The following is a 15,072-nucleotide window of genomic DNA, read 5'->3' as shown; positions in this document are numbered from 1 at the left end:
ATAATGAATTGAAGTCGACCAGGCTATTTATCCATAAGAATATTGAATACCACCGCCATTCTGGCGCCTAATTGATAAATAATATTCTTGATGAGACAGCGGTAATGAAAAAACAATACATCCTGAAACAGCGACAGATAAGCTTCGTAAAATCCTTTTTCTCCAGTCAGCTGGAGCAGCGTCTGGGGCTGACCGAAGTCCAGGCGCCGATCCTCAGCCGGGTGGGCGACGGCACTCAGGATAACCTGTCCGGCATAGAAAAAGCGGTGCAGGTCAAGGTGAAGGCGCTGCCGGAATCCGCCTTCGAGGTGGTGCACTCGCTGGCGAAATGGAAGCGCAAGACGCTGGGCGCATATGATTTCAGCCGCGGCGAGGGTATCTATACCCATATGAAGGCTCTGCGCCCTGATGAAGAGCGCCTCAGCGCGATCCATTCCGTCTACGTCGATCAGTGGGATTGGGAGCGGGTGATGGGCGAGGGAGAGCGTAATCCTGACTATCTGAAATCGACGGTAGCCCAGATTTATCAGGGGATTAAAGCCACCGAGGCCGCGGTAGGCGAGCGATTCGGCCTACAGGCGTTTCTGCCGGAACAGATTCAGTTCGTACATGCGCAAACCCTGCTGGAGCGCTATCCCGGACTGGATGCCAAAGGGCGCGAGCGGGCTATCGCCAAAGAGCTGGGAGCGGTCTTCCTGATTGGCATCGGCGGTACGCTGTCCGACGGCCAGCGTCACGACGTTCGGGCGCCGGATTATGATGACTGGACAACCGTGGACGAACAGGGGCTGGCCGGACTGAACGGCGATATCCTGGTATGGAATCCGATATTGGAAGATGCCTTTGAGCTGTCGTCGATGGGCATCCGGGTGGATGCGGTGGCGCTGAAGCGTCAGCTGGCGCTGACTCAGGATGAAGATCGGTTGAAGCTGGAATGGCATCAGGCGTTGCTGCGCGGCGAGATGCCGCAGACCATCGGCGGCGGTATCGGTCAGTCACGGTTGGTCATGCTGTTGCTGCAATTGACGCATATCGGGCAGGTGCAGTGCGGCGTATGGCCCGCGTCGCTACAGGCGTCGGTTTCCGGCCTGCTCTAGGTTCGCCGCCAGCGCCGCATCAGGCGGCTTTTCAGCCCGGTATCAAAGCGCCAGATATGGTCGAAAATGCGCATGATGCCGGGTTTGCCGTGATCGGACATCGCTACGGCGTGAAAACGATGCCCTAGCCGTTGCTGGCGCCGTTTAACCTTGTCGACCAGTTCATCGGGCAGGCGCTGGGCGATAAAATCTGAAATCACCACCGCATCGGCGTCATGCCACAGCCACTCGTCCATTTTATCCAGCAATGCCGACAGGCAGGCGCTGAGATCGGTTCCGCCGCGGAATGCCTGGCTGAGAAAGCGCACCGCCTGTTCCAGCCCGTCCGCCGAGGTCAGCTCATAGCGCACTATCCCGGTGGAAAACAGCATGATATAGCAACGGCGCTTGTCCGCCAGGGCGATACGCAGCAGCGCCAGGCAGAAGGCCTTGGCGCAGCGTTCGTTAAATCCCCCCATCGATCCGGAGGTGTCGACGCAGACAATAAACGGTCCGCGCGGCTGTTGCTCATTGTGCTGGTGGATAACCGGCCGTTCGGCGGCTTTTTCGCGCCAGTTTTCCCCCTGCAAACGGTAGGTGAGCAGACGATGTTCCAACAGGCGGCGATAGAACTCATATTCCAGCTCGCCGATGCCCATGGTCGCCAGCTCCGCCGGTAATAAACGCAGTATATCGTCACTCTGGTGAATGCCGCTGACCTGTTCGGGCACGGTTGCCGGTTCGCGAATCATCACGCGGAATGTTTCTTTGGGCGCATTCTGGCTGAGAATGGATTTGGTTTCCCGGCTGCGCCCCAGGCGTTCGGCCAGACGCTGCAACGCCGGCTGGCGTTGCAGAAAGGCGGCGTAATCCAGCAGGACCTGCTGGTCGCTGCGGATAAGCCGTCCGGCGCTGAGATCCCACAGCCGCCCCGCGGCTTGCTCGTTCTCGGCCAGAATCGGCTCCAGTTTGCCGCTCAGCGTAAGGCGTTGCTGCAATTCGTCCAGCAGCGCCTCCCGCTCCTGTTCCATTATCTGCTGGTGCAGGGAGAGGGTTTGCAGCGTCAGGCTCAGCCGCCAGCGTTGCAGAAACAGGGCGTGCAAGCCGCTGCTGATTTTTTGCCCCTGCTCGGGTTCCGTCTGGTGTATCAGCCGATCGGCCTGGGTCAGAAAAGGGGAGTCAACTTCGTTCAACATTTCCATAATGCGCGGCAGGCGGGCGTGAAACGCCTGGCTGTCCGCCGCCTGAGCGCGTTGATAGCAGCCGAATTCGGTTTCCAGCTCCGGCGGCGCCTGGGTATTGTGCAACCGTTGCCTCAGGGCTTCTTTCCAGTCGGGCAGATCGTTAAGCAGGGCGGATTTCAGGCCAGGGTATTTCTCGAAAAAAACCGCCAGCTGCGGCGTGGCCAGAAGCGTCACCGCCAGTTCGTCCAATAGCGCGTTTTCGTCTATCGACAGCACTATTTCCAGGGATTCCAGCGTGATCATCGGCGCTTAATCCTGCATTGACCGCTGAATTTGTTCGGCCGCCCGCTGCAGGCTGGCTTCAATTTTCGCCAGCCATTCTGCGGGAATAAACAGGCAGGGCTGATGCAGACCGAATAATCGCCGCTGTTCGCGCAGTTGAATCGTCAGCTTTTCATATTCATCGGTGAGTTCGGCCGGTAGCGTGCAGTCACGTTTTTCCGGCAGGGAAAGAATGGAAGATTGCAGGCTGATATCGCGGACGATCAGGTGATGGCGATCGTCCACCGCCAGATCCAGAGGCTGAGTAAAACCGATGCCGTTCAGCTTGCCGCGTATTTCCCCCCCTTTGTGGAGCCAGTTTTGCAGCGCGTCTTTATCAATCACCAGATGGCTGACTTCGATATCGTTAAGCACCAACGGGCGCTGCAAAACCAGACTCAGCGTGTCCGCGCTCAGCGTTTCCGGCAGGGAATAATGGGATTTTCGTCCCAACCGGTGGCCGTGCCTTTCCACATAAAGCGCCTGTAACTCGCTCTGTTGCAGCTGGTATTGCTGCCGTTGCACGTTCAACTGCTGCAGGCGAAACAGCAGGTTCTGCTGCTGGTAGGCCTGTTCGGTAATCAGCTGTTCGAGCTGTTGCTCGACCAGCGTCAAGGTATCGCCGTTATGCCACAGGCAGTCTTTCAGCAGAATGATATCCACCGGGGCGATGGCTTCCCGTCCGCTGAAAAACGCGCTCGCCTGAAGTAAACGCAGGGCTTTTTTCCAGCGCCGGTCGGACACGTAAGGGGATTGCGGCAAGGCGTCCAGCCGCTGGCGCAGCTGATAAATCAGCTCAAAACAGTTTTCCGGCAGCGAGACGCGGTCAATATCCTTTTGCCACTGCCGGTACTCTTCATCGCTGACGCTGAGCGCGGCGCTGACGGGGTTGTCGCCCTCGCTGCCGTTATTCTCCAGCAGGGTGCGGAAATTATGTTTTTCCTGAACTTTGTCCAGCCACAGGCGAATCAGCATGCGGTCATACAGCGCTTCCAGACTGCTGTCCGCTTCGGGCAGTTCGTTGGAGGCGGTGACCAGAATACGCATGGGGATGGGGTCTTCGCTGTTGCCGTTGCGAAAACGACGTTCGTTGATGGCGGTCAGCAGGGTGTTTAAAATGGCGGGACCGGCTTTCCAGATCTCATCCAGAAAGACAATCTCCGCTTCCGGCAGATAACCCGCGGTTAATCGCTGGTAACGGCCTTCATCCTTTAACGCCTGAATAGACAACGGGCCGAAGACTTCTTCCGGGGTGGAGAAGCGCGTCATCAGATACTCAAACGCATTCGCGTGGCGAAAAGCGAATTTAAGACGTCGGGCGATCATGCTTTTGGCGATCCCCGGCGGACCCAGCAGGAAAACGCTTTCTCCGCTTAGCGCGGCCAGTAAACACAGGCGGATGGCGTGCTGTCGTTCATACAGGCCATGCTCCAGCGCATTACCAAGGCGTGAAATCCTGTCGGCCAAAGCGACGGATTGCAGCATAGTTAATCAATCATTCCCATGGTTCGTTGGCGGAAAAACATCTTTTTTCCGCAAAAAAATAATAATAATAAACGGCAGATCACAGATTTTTATTAGTAGAGCGTTGCTGATTATTGACCCTTCCCGGTTGGTTAATCAATAAGCCACTTTTTACAGGATGTTTCCCGGACGATATAAAAATAGGTTTTTACCCGTATTTGTGCATACTGGGCGTTTTTAGGCGAGTGGACGCGGAAAACTAATGTCTGCTAACTGATTGATAAAAGAAGATAAAGTTTATGATCTCAGAACATAAACGTGCGCTTCCGGCCGTTACGCTGGCGGCGATAGGGGTGGTCTATGGCGATATCGGCACCAGCCCGCTTTATACGCTAAGAGAGTGTTTATCCGGGCAGTTTGGTCTTGGCGTCGAACCTGACTCGGTATTTGGTTTTCTTTCTTTGATCTTTTGGTTATTGGTTGTTGTGGTTTCGCTTAAATACCTGACCTATGTGATGCGGGCCGATAACGCCGGAGAAGGGGGGATTCTCACCCTGATGTCGCTGGCCGGGCGCAATACTTCCGACCGGATGACCTCGGTGCTGGTGATTATGGGGCTGATTGGCGGCAGCTTCTTTTATGGGGAAGTGGTCATCACCCCGGCGATATCGGTGATGTCCGCCATTGAGGGGATGGAGATCGCCGCGCCGTCGATGGATCACTACATCGTTCCCCTGTCGATTATGGTTCTGACGCTGCTGTTTATTATTCAAAAACGCGGCACCGGCAGCGTGGGGAAATTGTTCGCTCCGGTGATGCTGGTATGGTTTGTTACGCTGGCGATCCTCGGGGCGGATAGCATCATCGATAACCCGCAGGTGCTGCGGGCGCTGAATCCGCTGTGGGCCATTCACTTTTTCGTCGAGTACAAAACGGTGTCGTTTTTCGCGCTGGGCGCGGTGGTGCTGGCGATTACCGGCGTGGAGGCGCTGTACGCGGATATGGGGCATTTCGGCAAGTTTCCCATTCGTCTCGCCTGGTTTAGCGTGGTGCTGCCGTCGCTGGCGCTGAACTATTTCGGCCAGGGCGCCTTATTGCTTAAACATCCGGAAGCGATTAAAAACCCCTTCTTTCTGCTGGCGCCCGCTTGGGCGCTGATACCGTTAATGGTGCTGGCCACGCTGGCGACGATCATTGCATCGCAGGCGGTTATTTCCGGGGTGTTTTCGCTTACGCGCCAGGCGGTTCGTCTGGGCTATCTTCCGCCGATGCGCATTGTCCACACCTCCGATATGGAATCCGGCCAGATTTATATTCCGGTGGTCAACTGGCTGTTATATATCGCGGTGGTGATCGTCATCGTCAGCTTTGAACATTCGAGCAGGCTGGCGGCCGCGTATGGCATCGCGGTAACCGGGACCATGGTGTTGACCAGCATCCTGTTCTGCACGGTGGCGATAAAAAACTGGCACTGGCACCGCTATCTGGTGTGGATATTGCTTACCGGGCTGCTGCTTGTCGATGTGCCGATGTTTTTAGCCAACGTGGTGAAAATCCTGTCCGGCGGCTGGCTGCCGCTGATGCTGGGCACGGCGATGTTCGTCATTATGATCACCTGGAAAAGCGAGCGTTTCAGGTTGCTGCGCCGCCTGCATGAACACGGCAATTCACTGGACGCGATGATCGCCTCGCTGGAGAAATCGCCGCCGCTCAGGGTGCCGGGCACGGCGGTGTACCTGTCGCGCGCCACCCACGTTATCCCGTTCGCCCTGTTGCACAACCTGAAACACAACAAGATATTGCACCAACGGGTGGTATTGTTGACCATGCGTAACGAAGACGCGCCTTATGTGCTCAATGCCCGGCGGGTGACGGTGGAACAGCTTTCGCCAACCTTCTGGCGGGTCATCGCCAACTACGGCTGGCGCGAAACCCCCAACGTGGAAGAGGTGTTTCACCGCTGCTGGCAGGATGGCTTGACCTGCCAGATGATGGAAACTTCGTTTTTTATGTCCAATGAATCGCTGACGATGGGGAAACGCCCCTGGTATCTGCGCATGCGCGGCAAGCTGTTTATGATGCTCAACCGCAATGCCCTGCGGGCGGGGGATCAGTTTGAAATCCCCCCCAACCGATTGATAGAGCTTGGTATTCAGGTGGAGATTTAAATCGCGCGACGCGCTGGGAATGCGGGCCGTCACCAATTTACCGCGACCTTCAGACCCCCTTCCGGCCGATTGGTGAAGGTCGCCCGCATGCCGTGCAAGCGGGCGATATTGTTGACAATGGAGATGCCCAACCCGCTGCCGGACTTCTCCTGTCCCGGAGGGCGAAAAAAGCGTTCGCCTACCCGCGCCAATACCGCGTCGTCGATGCCCGGTCCCTCATCGGTCACCTGAATATATCGCGCCGTGAGCGTCAGCGTTACCGTTCCGCCCTGGTGGCTGTAGCGAATGGCGTTATCGAGCAGATTGCGAATCAGCAGAGTCAGCAGTAACGGGTGACCCTGGCGGACGATGGGATCTTTCGGCACCTCCAGCTTCAGTTCAATGCCCGCCGCCTGCGCTTTATGGTAATGGTCGATAACCATTTGCTGCAGCAGCGCCTGGAGTTCCACCGGCTGCTGCCCGTCGGCGAACGATTCCGAGTCAAGCCGCGACAGCGTTAACAGTTGCTCCACCAGCCGCGCGGCGCGATCGATCCCCTCGTCCAGATTATTCAGCGCATGGCGGCGCACGGGTTCGTCATCGTGCGCCAACTGCGCCAATTCCGTCTGCACCTTCAGCGCGGCCAGCGGGCTGCGTAATTCATGCGCCGCGTCCGCGGTAAAGCGGCGCTCGCGCAGCAGCATCTCGCCGATGCGCACGAACAGGCTGTTAAGTTCGTCCACCAGCGGGCGCACTTCCTGCGGAACGGCATGGGTATCCAGCGGGGCGTCATCCTCTGCTGGACGCCGGCGAAGCTGCGTGGCGAGGCGTTTTAGCGGCGACAGTTCGCGGGAAACCAGCCAGAACATCAACAGCAGCATAACCGGCAGGGCAAACAGCCAGGGCAGGAGGTTGGTCTTGACTAGCCCCAGCGCCATATCCTGACGGTACTCCCACTCCTGACCCACCACCACCACATAACGATTATCCGCCGTCGCCAGCCATACCATGCGCCACCGGTCGTTATCATCGCGCAGCCTGCCGTTGGTGAAGCCGTTTTGCGCGTAGTCGAAGATAAAATCTTTGCCGTTCTCGCCGTCATTCAGCGCCATCCGCCCGTCGCGGGTAAAAATGGCGAAAGCCAGCGCGTCGTCTTCCTGTTCCCCGCGCCTTTCGCGCGCCAGGCTTTTGGTTTTCGGCAGTGAGGGGGAATCCACCTCGATTTCATCCGGATGCATGGTGGCCAGCCGCTTGGCGAACAGCATCTGCTGGGTATCGAACAGCTCGTTGATATGCTCGCGGGTTTGATGCCACGACAGGATCCCGGCGGCGCCCCAGCAAAGCAGCGTCAGCAGAACAAAACCGGCGATCAGCCGTAAACGCAGGCTGAGACGCGTCATGGCGCCGCTCCCAGAATATAGCCGACGCCGTGCACCGTACGGATAAATTCGCCGCCCAGCTTTTTACGCAGGTGGTGAATATGCACTTCCACGGCGTTGCTGGAAACGTCGTCGTCCCATCCGTAGAGCTTTTCTTCCAACTGCGAACGGGTCAGCACCCGCTGAGGGTTCATCAGGAACAGCTCGAGCAGCGCCAGCTCGCGGGATTTAAGCGCCACCGGTTGATTATTGCAGGTAACGGTGCGGGAGCCCGGTTCAAGGGATACCGCGCCGTGGGTCAGCGTGGGCTGTAATTGACCGTGCCGGCGGCGGATTAACGCCTGCAGGCGCGCGGCAACCTCCGCCAGGGCAAAAGGTTTGCACAGATAGTCGTCGGCGCCCGACTGCAGGCCGGCAACGCGCTGTTCCAGCGCGTCCCGCGCGGTGAGGATCAATACCGGCTCATCGTGCCCGGACTGACGCCACTGGCGCAGAATGTCCAACCCGTCTATTTCCGGCAGACTCAAATCAAGGATCACCGCGTCATAGGGCGCGGCTTGCAGCGCGACCTGCCCGGCTTTGCCCTGCATAAACCAGTCAACGCTAAAGCCCAGCTTAATCAGTCCGGCTTTGATGCCGTCGCCAATCAGACGATCGTCTTCTATCAACAGTATTCTCATCACCGCCCACCCTATTTTATACGGTGATGTTATACGGTTTAACGCGCCGGATTGACAACCGGAAAAACCATAAACGGGCGGCGATCCACAAGATTGATAAATATAAGAGAAACTGAACTATCCTTAAGATTCTGTTAAGAACATTTTGTTTTACTCGTCGCGTCAGACAAACAACGCGCAGTTTTACTGCACGACGACAAGCGAGAAATAAGGAAACGATGCTATGAAAAAGACAGCCGCTGTATTCGCTATCGCTGCGTTATGTTCCGCGCCGGTTTTCGCCGCCCAAAGCGGCGGCGGATTTTTGGATCCGAACGCCAAAACGACGCAACAACAGCCTGCCCAGGGCGGGTTTTCAGGCCCTAACGGCAGCGTAACCACGGTCGCGAAAGCGAAAGATCTGAAGGATGACAGCTGGGTTACCCTGCGCGGCAATATCGAGCAGCGCGTCGGGGATGAAGATTATCTGTTCCGCGATGAAACCGGCACCATCACGGTTGAAATCGATGATAAATACTGGAATGGGCAGTCCGTCTCCCCGCAAGATAAAGTTGAACTGCAGGGCGAGCTCGATAAGGGCTTCAATTCTGCCGAGCTGGATGTTAAGCAGGTGAAGAAACTCCAGTAAGCGAACGTTGACGCTCATCGTTTAAGGCGCGGCAAACAGGGGATGAAGGGAGCCCGTTCCCTGTTTCCCCTGATGCTACGCCAACCCTTTCCATTATGACCCCTCGGTACGCTAGGCCCGGGTATCTCAGGCTTACAGGCGACTTTATAAACAATCTCGCCCCGTATTCGCCGTTTTATTTCCCCGCCAACGAAACGTTTCGATAACGATCACATTTTTGTCATCTCCTCTTTGCCTTTCCGCGTTGTCTCTTTCTACAATGCTTACCAGCGAAACGTTTCGCTGGCGGGATAAAGAACATGAAAAAAGCGGTATTACTACATTCTGAGGTTTCTGCGCTTATTTCCCGGCTGGGGCATACCGATCGGCTGGTTATCGGCGACGCCGGTTTACCTATCCCCGATACCACTACCCGTATCGATCTGGCGTTAACCCACAACGTGCCGACTTTTTTACAGGTGGTCGCGGCGGTAACCAGCGAGATGCAGGTCGAAGCGGCGATCCTGGCGCAGGAAATTATCGAAAAAAATCCACAGCTTCATAAAGCGTTACTTGATCAGTTAAAACAACTTGAGCTGCACCAGGGAAACTCCATTGAAGTGCATTATGTCAGTCATGAAGATTTTAAGATCCAAAGCGGAAAAAGCCGGGCCGTCATTCGCAGCGGAGAGTGTTCCCCGTATGCCAATGTCATCCTTTGCGCCGGCGTAACGTTCTGAGGAATCGATGCAACCTTTACTGCAACTGCAAGGAATCAATAAGGCGTTTCCCGGCGTTAAGGCGCTTTCCGGCGCCGCATTGAACGTTTACCCGGGGAAAGTCATGGCGCTGGTGGGGGAGAATGGCGCCGGCAAGTCCACCATGATGAAGGTGTTGACCGGCATCTATAACAAAGACGCCGGCAGCGTGCGTTTTCTGGGAAACGAAGTGGATTTCAGCGGTCCCAAAGCCTCCCAGGAAGCGGGGATCGGCATTATCCATCAGGAGCTTAACCTGATCCCCCAACTGACGATCGCGGAAAACATCTTCCTCGGCCGTGAATTTACCAACCGTTTTGGCCGCATCGACTGGAAAAAGATGTATCAGGAAGCGGACAAACTGCTGAAGCGGCTTAATCTGCGCTATGACAGCCGGCGCACGGTGGCGGAATTGTCGATTGGCGATCAGCAAATGGTGGAAATCGCCAAGGTGCTGAGTTTTGAATCGAAAGTGATCATTATGGATGAACCCACCGATGCCTTGACCGATACCGAAACCGCGTCGTTATTCAGCGTAATTAAAGAGCTACAGGCCGAGGGGCGCGGCATTGTCTATATTTCCCACCGTCTGAAAGAAATTTTCGAAATATGCGACGACGTTACCGTATTCCGCGACGGTCAGTTTATCGGCGAACGCCCGGTCAGTGAGCTGCAGGAAGAGCGGCTGATTGAAATGATGGTGGGGCGCAAGCTTGAAGAGCAATATCCGCGCCTGAACCAGGCGCCGGGTGCGGTTCGCCTGCTGGTGAAAAATCTTTCCGGGCCGGGCGTGGATGACGTCAGTTTTACCGTACGCAAGGGGGAAATTCTTGGCGTGGCGGGGCTGATGGGCGCCGGACGCACCGAATTGATGAAGATTCTTTACGGCGCGCTGCCGCGCACGGCGGGCTACGTGGCGCTGGACGGCCGCGAAGTGGTGGCCCGCAGGCCGCAGGATGGCCTGGCGAACGGCATTGTTTATATTTCCGAAGACCGGAAACGCGACGGGCTGGTATTAGGCATGTCGGTTAAAGAGAACATGTCGTTAACCGCGCTGCGCTACTTCAGTCATGGCGGCGGGCGGCTTAAGCATCCCGAAGAGCAGCTGGCGGTGGGCGATTTTATCCGTTTGTTCAATATCAAAACCCCGTCCATGGAACAGCCTATCGGGCTGCTGTCCGGCGGGAATCAGCAAAAAGTCGCCATCGCCCGCGGCTTGATGACCCGTCCTAACGTACTGATTCTCGATGAGCCGACGCGCGGGGTCGACGTAGGGGCGAAGAAAGAAATTTATCAGTTAATCAATCAGTTCAAACAAGAAGGGCTGAGCATCATACTGGTGTCGTCCGAAATGCCCGAAGTATTGGGAATGAGCGATCGCGTTATCGTGATGCACGAAGGCCGTTTAAGCGGTGAATTTTCCATTGAACAAGCCACCCAGGAAGCGCTGATGGCCGCGGCCGTTGGTAAGCAATACGGCGTAAAGCAGGAGTAAGTCAGACATGAGTTCCCAATCTATCGCGGCAAAGCGCTGGTTCAGCAAAGAGTGGCTTTTGGAGCAGAAATCGCTGATTGCCCTGCTGATCCTTATTGCGGTGGTGTCCGCCATGAGTCCCAACTTTTTCACGCTGAACAATTTGTTCAATATTCTGCAGCAAACCTCGGTGAACGCCATTATGGCCGTGGGAATGACCCTGGTCATTCTCACCTCCGGCATCGATCTTTCCGTCGGGTCTTTGCTGGCGCTGACCGGCGCGGTCGCCGCCTCGATTGTCGGCCTTGAGGTCAATGCGCTGTTGGCGGTTTTCGGGGCGCTGGCGCTGGGCGCGCTTATCGGCGCCGGAACCGGCGTCATTGTTTCCAAAGGCAAGGTTCAGGCGTTTATCGCCACGCTGGTGATGATGCTGCTGCTGCGCGGCGTCACCATGGTTTACACCAACGGCAGCCCGATCAACACCGGCTTTTCCGATGTGGCGGACACTTTCGGCTGGTTCGGCATCGGCCGTCCGCTAGGCATTCCGACGCCGATCTGGATCATGGCCGTGGTATTTGCGGCGGCCTGGTACATGCTGCATCACACCCGGTTAGGCCGATATATTTACGCGCTGGGCGGGAATGAGTCCGCCACCCGCCTGTCCGGCATCAGCGTGGATAAAATCAAAATCATCGTCTATTCCCTGTGCGGGCTACTGTCCGCCCTGGCGGGAATTATCGAAGTGGCCCGTTTATCGTCGGCGCAGCCTACCGCCGGAACCGGCTACGAGCTTGACGCCATCGCCGCCGTGGTGCTGGGGGGCACCAGCCTGGCCGGCGGCAAAGGACGTATCGTCGGCACGCTGATTGGCGCGCTGATCCTGGGCTTTCTTAATAACGGACTGAATTTGTTGGGTGTTTCTTCTTACTACCAGATGATCGTCAAAGCAGTCGTCATTTTGCTGGCGGTTCTGGTGGATAACAAAAGCAGTAAATAACCTTTATTCACACAGGAATTGCGCTATGAATATGAAAAAACTGGCTACTCTGGTTTCTGCCGTTGCGCTGAGTGCGACCGTCAGCGCGAATGCATTAGCCAAAGATACGATTGCCCTGGTGGTATCAACATTGAACAACCCGTTCTTTGTGGCAATGAAAGACGGGGCGCAGAAGGAAGCCGACAAGCTGGGCTATAACCTGGTGGTGCTGGATTCCCAGAACAACCCGGCTAAAGAGCTGGCGAACGTTCAGGATCTGACGGTTCGCGGCACCAAAGTGTTGCTGATTAACCCCACCGACTCCGACGCGGTAGGCAACGCCATCAAGCTGGCCAACCAGGCGAAAATCCCGGTGATTACGCTCGATCGCGTGGCCAGCAGCGGTGAAGTGGTTAGTCACGTTGCGTCTGATAACGCCTTCGGCGGTAAAGTCGCCGGCGATTTTATTGCCAAAAAGGCGGGTGAAGGCGCCAAGGTCATCCAGTTGGAAGGGATTGCCGGCACCTCCGCGGCGCGTGAGCGCGGGGCGGGCTTTATAAAATCCGCCGAAAAGAACAAATTCGCCATTCTGGCCAGTCAACCCGCCGACTTCGATCGCACCAAGGGGCTGAACGTGATGCAGAACCTGTTGACCGCGCATCCTGACGTGCAGGCGGTGTTCGCCCAGAATGACGAAATGGCGCTCGGCGCGCTGCGGGCGCTGCAAACCGCGGGTAAAACCGATGTGCTGGTGGTCGGGTTTGACGGCACGGAGGACGGCGTAAAGGCCGTTGAGGCGGGTAAACTGGCGGCAACGGTGGCGCAACGTCCCGATCAGATCGGCGTCATCGGCGTTGAAACCGCGGATAAGGCGCTGAAAGGTGAGAAAATACAGGCCATTATCCCGGTTGATCTGAAATTGGTGACCAAACAGTAAAAAAATAAAGAACAGCAGGGCGAGCGCCGCCGCATCCGCGGCGGCGCATAATAAACATGTTGGAATGCGGCGCAATGAAAACGGGCAAGCTGGTGGTGCTGGGCAGTATTAATGCTGACCATATTCTCAATCTGGAGCAGTTTCCCCGTTCCGGTGAAACGGTGATCGGGAAACAATATCGTATCGCTTTCGGCGGAAAAGGCGCCAATCAGGCGGTGGCGGCGGGCCGCAGCGGCGCGGATATCTCGTTTATCGCCTGCGTCGGCGATGATGATATCGGGGCGCGCATTCGCCGGCAGCTAGCCGACGATGGTATTGATGTGTCGGCGGTGGAAGCCGTCGCCGGCGAAACCACCGGCGTGGCGTTGATTTTCGTCAACGGCGAGGCGGAGAATATGATCGCCATAAACGCCGGCGCCAATGCCGCCGTTACGCCGGACTATCTTGGCCGCCATCAGCAGCAGATTATTGATGCCTCCGCGCTGCTTATGCAGCTGGAATCGCCGCTGGATACCGTTATCGCGGCAGCCCGGCTGGCGCATAAACATCACACGCGCGTTATCCTTAACCCTGCGCCCGCCTGCGAACTGCCGGATGAATTGCTGGCGCTGGTCGATATGATTACCCCTAATGAAACCGAAGCTCAGCGCCTGACGGGGGTCGCCGTCGAAACGGAAGCGGACGCCGCTCGCGCCGCGCAGGTATTGCACGATAAAGGTATCGCCAGCGTATTGATTACCTTAGGCAGCCGCGGCGTCTGGCTGAGTGAAAAAGGTCACGGGCAACGCATCCCCGGCTACCGGGTTCAGGCGGTGGACACCATCGCCGCCGGGGACACCTTTAACGGCGCGCTGGTCACGGCGCTGCTGGAGAACCGGCCGATGTCGTCCGCGGTTAAGTTTGCTCACGCCGCCGCCGCGATTGCCGTCACCCGTCCGGGCGCTCAGCCTTCCGTTCCGTGGCGTGAAGAGATTGATGCTTTCTTGCAAGCTCAGGGGTGACTTTTGACCACCATGAAAGACGTTGCCCGTTTAGCGGGCGTTTCCACCTCCACGGTTTCTCACGTTATCAATAATGATCGCTTTGTCAGCGATGCGATTCGCGACAAGGTGATGGCGGCCGTTGAACAGCTTAACTACGCGCCTTCGGCGCTGGCCAGAAGCCTCAAAATAAATCAGACGCAAACTATCGGCATGTTGCTGACGGCCAGCAGCAACCCTTTTTACGCCGAGGTGGTGCGCGGCGTCGAGCGCTGTTGCTATGAGCGCGGCTACAGTCTGATTCTGTGTAATACCGAGGGCGATCCCGATCGCATGAGGCGCAGTCTGGAAACGCTGCTGCAAAAGCGCGTCGATGGCGTGCTGCTGATGTGTACGGAGAGCCATCGTCCTTTGCCTGACATGGTGAGCCGCTATCCTTCCATCCCCATGGTGATGATGGACTGGGCGCCGTTTGACGGGGGAATCGACGTCATTAAAGATAATTCCCTGCTCGGCGGCGAGATGGCAACCAAATATCTTATTTCCCGCGGTTACCGAAAAATCGCCTGCATTGCGGGGCCAAAGGATAAAACCACCGCCTATAACCGCCTTGAAGGGTATCGTCAGGCGATGCAGGGCGCGGGATTGCCGATCCCCGCCGAATATGAAATCTTTGGCGATTTTGAATTTGAAACCGGTTATAGGGCCATGCGGCAGCTGTTGGCGCTGGATAACAGACCGGATGCCGTCTTTACCGGTAACGACGCCATGGCCGTGGGGGTTTATCATGCTCTGTATCTGGCCGGACTCTCCATCCCCGGAGATATGGCGGTTATCGGCTACGATGATATTGAATTGGCCCGCTATATGTCTCCCCCGCTGACGACGATTCATCAACCCAAGGATGAACTTGGCGAATTAGCCATTGATACCTTACTTTATCGTCTGGGACATCCCGATACCGAACCGAATGTTCTGGTGCTGACGCCAGAGTTAATGGTTCGACACTCCGTTGGGTAGCGCCGTGTTTCTCCCGCGCGTTGCCGAAAAAAAACGCACTCAGTCACTTTTTTGCATTTAGCCCTTGTA

Annotated in this window: 13 protein-coding genes; 9 read left to right on the top strand and 4 right to left on the bottom strand. The window is 56.6% G+C overall.

The annotated features are described in order from the left end of the window. Positions 1-104: 104 nt before the first annotated feature. Positions 105-1,097: an aspartate--ammonia ligase gene (asnA, locus tag DDT56_RS00065; protein WP_136164492.1), complete on the top strand. Its 993-nt coding sequence runs from the start codon at positions 105-107 to the stop codon at positions 1,095-1,097. Here asnA and viaA read toward each other — a convergent pair. Then, a complete protein-coding gene (viaA, locus tag DDT56_RS00060; RefSeq protein ID WP_136164491.1) occupies positions 1,094-2,563 on the bottom strand; it encodes an ATPase RavA stimulator ViaA in 1,470 nt (489 codons plus the stop codon). The two genes, asnA and viaA, sit on opposite strands and share 4 nt — an antisense overlap. Positions 2,564-2,569: 6 nt before the next feature. Beyond that, complete coding sequence (gene ravA, locus DDT56_RS00055) at positions 2,570-4,066, bottom strand: ATPase RavA (RefSeq protein ID WP_136164490.1); 1,497 nt, start codon at positions 4,064-4,066, stop codon at positions 2,570-2,572. A gap of 278 nt (positions 4,067-4,344) precedes the next feature. On the opposite strand from ravA, the gene kup reads away from it, so the two are divergent. Then, positions 4,345-6,213, top strand: coding sequence for a low affinity potassium transporter Kup (gene kup / locus DDT56_RS00050; protein ID WP_136164489.1), 1,869 nt, complete (start codon positions 4,345-4,347; stop codon positions 6,211-6,213). 29 nt (positions 6,214-6,242) lie between these two features. On the opposite strand, the gene qseC is transcribed toward kup, so the two are convergent. Both qseC and qseB read right to left on the bottom strand, forming a co-directional pair. Then, positions 6,243-7,592, bottom strand: a complete 1,350-nt coding sequence (gene qseC / locus DDT56_RS00045) for a quorum sensing histidine kinase QseC (RefSeq protein ID WP_136164488.1) — start codon at positions 7,590-7,592, stop codon at positions 6,243-6,245. Next, the gene (gene qseB / locus DDT56_RS00040; protein ID WP_136164487.1) at positions 7,589-8,251 is read right to left on the bottom strand and encodes a quorum sensing response regulator transcription factor QseB; all 663 of its coding nucleotides are present in this window, start codon (positions 8,249-8,251) and stop codon (positions 7,589-7,591) included. Before qseB ends, qseC begins: the two co-directional genes overlap by 4 nt. Positions 8,252-8,474: 223 nt before the next feature. On the opposite strand from qseB, the gene DDT56_RS00035 reads away from it, so the two are divergent. From DDT56_RS00035 to rbsR, 7 genes are all read left to right on the top strand, one after another. Then, positions 8,475-8,879 carry a YgiW/YdeI family stress tolerance OB fold protein gene (locus tag DDT56_RS00035; RefSeq protein ID WP_136164486.1) on the top strand — a complete coding sequence of 135 codons (405 nt, stop codon included), beginning with the start codon at positions 8,475-8,477 and terminating at the stop codon, positions 8,877-8,879. A 299-nt stretch (positions 8,880-9,178) separates the two neighbouring features. Further along, entirely contained in the window at positions 9,179-9,598 is a 420-nt protein-coding gene (gene rbsD, locus DDT56_RS00030) for a D-ribose pyranase (protein ID WP_136164485.1), read from the top strand. 7 nt (positions 9,599-9,605) lie between these two features. After that, positions 9,606-11,111: a ribose ABC transporter ATP-binding protein RbsA gene (gene rbsA / locus DDT56_RS00025; protein ID WP_136164484.1), complete on the top strand. Its 1,506-nt coding sequence runs from the start codon at positions 9,606-9,608 to the stop codon at positions 11,109-11,111. A gap of 7 nt (positions 11,112-11,118) precedes the next feature. After that, positions 11,119-12,087 carry a ribose ABC transporter permease gene (rbsC, locus tag DDT56_RS00020; RefSeq protein WP_136164483.1) on the top strand — a complete coding sequence of 323 codons (969 nt, stop codon included), beginning with the start codon at positions 11,119-11,121 and terminating at the stop codon, positions 12,085-12,087. A gap of 25 nt (positions 12,088-12,112) precedes the next feature. Beyond that, positions 12,113-13,003: a ribose ABC transporter substrate-binding protein RbsB gene (gene rbsB, locus DDT56_RS00015; protein ID WP_136164482.1), complete on the top strand. Its 891-nt coding sequence runs from the start codon at positions 12,113-12,115 to the stop codon at positions 13,001-13,003. A 74-nt stretch (positions 13,004-13,077) separates the two neighbouring features. Further along, positions 13,078-14,004, top strand: a complete 927-nt coding sequence (gene rbsK / locus DDT56_RS00010; RefSeq protein WP_136164481.1) for a ribokinase — start codon at positions 13,078-13,080, stop codon at positions 14,002-14,004. A 3-nt stretch (positions 14,005-14,007) separates the two neighbouring features. Further along, positions 14,008-15,003, top strand: a complete 996-nt coding sequence (gene rbsR / locus DDT56_RS00005) for a ribose operon transcriptional repressor RbsR (RefSeq protein WP_168197539.1) — start codon at positions 14,008-14,010, stop codon at positions 15,001-15,003. Positions 15,004-15,072: the final 69 nt, after the last annotated feature.

The organism is Brenneria corticis (assembly GCF_003115855.1).
GTDB classification, from domain to species: Bacteria; Pseudomonadota; Gammaproteobacteria; order Enterobacterales; family Enterobacteriaceae; genus Brenneria; species Brenneria corticis.
Note: the sequence above shows the minus strand (reverse complement) of the source record. Positions and strands in the feature narration are given on the sequence as shown.